Source organism: Streptomyces sp. NPDC005805 (assembly GCF_040630445.1).
Classification (GTDB): Bacteria; Actinomycetota; Actinomycetes; order Streptomycetales; family Streptomycetaceae; genus Streptomyces.
In genome coordinates this window covers 1-1,152 of the sequence record NZ_JBEXXN010000124.1, presented here as the reverse complement: position 1 = coordinate 1,152, position 1,152 = coordinate 1, and the positions used below count along the sequence as shown (strand labels likewise).

Annotated in this window: 1 protein-coding gene; it reads left to right on the top strand. The window is 66.4% G+C overall.

Going from position 1 to position 1,152, the window contains the following annotated elements:
• Window positions 1-109: 109 nt before the first annotated feature.
• The coding region (locus ABZ457_RS30635) for an IS256 family transposase (RefSeq protein WP_359164348.1) at window positions 110-1,152 on the top strand (1,043 nt) is incomplete at its 3' end.

Genomic DNA, 1,152 nt, shown 5'->3' with positions numbered 1-1,152 from the left:
GATGGTGTCCCGCCGAGTGGTGTAGCAGGGATCTCCGCATAGCCCCTGGTCATGAGGCGGCCATCGCGCAACTCTCCGAGTAGCGAAGCTCGTTGAGAGAGGTGACGCGATGGCCTTGTCCCAGCATGACTTACTCCGGCTGATGGAGTCACTGCGTACGGCGGACGGAATCGAGTTGATCAGGGTCCTGGCCCAGCGGATCCTGCAGGAACTCATCGAGGCCGAGGCCACCGCCCACATCGGCGCGGAGCCCGGCGAGCACGCCGAGACCCGTACGACCTGGCGCAACGGTCACCGCGACAAAGTACTGACCACGCAGGCTGGAGACCTGGACCTGGCCATCCCCAAGGTCCGCTCCGGCACCTTCTTCCCCAGCCTGCTCGAACGCCGCCGCCGTATCGACCGGGCCCTTTACGCCGTCATCGTCGAGGCATACGTCCACGGAGTGTCCACCCGCAGCGTGGACGACCTGGTCAGGGCCCTGGGTGCGGACACCGGGATCTCCAAGAGCGAGGTCTCCCGGCTCTGCGCCGGACTGGACGCCGAACTCACCGCCTTCCGCACCCGGCCGCTGGACCACACCCGATTCCCCTACATCTATCTGGACGCGACGTACTGCAAGGCCCGGGTGAACCACCAGATCGTGTCCCAGGCCGTGGTCATCGCCACCGGCATCACCGAGGACGGCGGACGTGAAGTGCTGGGACTGATGGTCGGCGACAGCGAGACCGAGGCGTTCTGGAGCGAGTTCCTGCGCTCCTTGCGCGAACGGGGCCTGAACGGGGTCCGCCTGGTCATCGCCGACCACCACTCGGGTCTGGTCAAGGCCGTGCGCAAAGTCACGCTCGGCGCCGGCTACCAAAGATGCCGCGTTCACTTCCTGCGCAACGCCTTCGCGGTGATCCCGAAGGACTCCGCGGAAATGGTGGCCGCGACCATCCGCACGATCTTCGCCCAGCCTGACGCCGCAGCCGTCCGAGCCCAGCTCGACACCGTCGCCGACATGCTCGGCCGCCAGTTCCCCAAGGTCAGGGCCATGCTCCTGGAGGCGAAGGAGGACCTGACCGCGTTCGCGGACTTCCCTGATCGGCACTGGAAGAAGATCCAGTCGACCAACCCGCTGGAGCGGATCAACCGCGAGATCAAACGCCG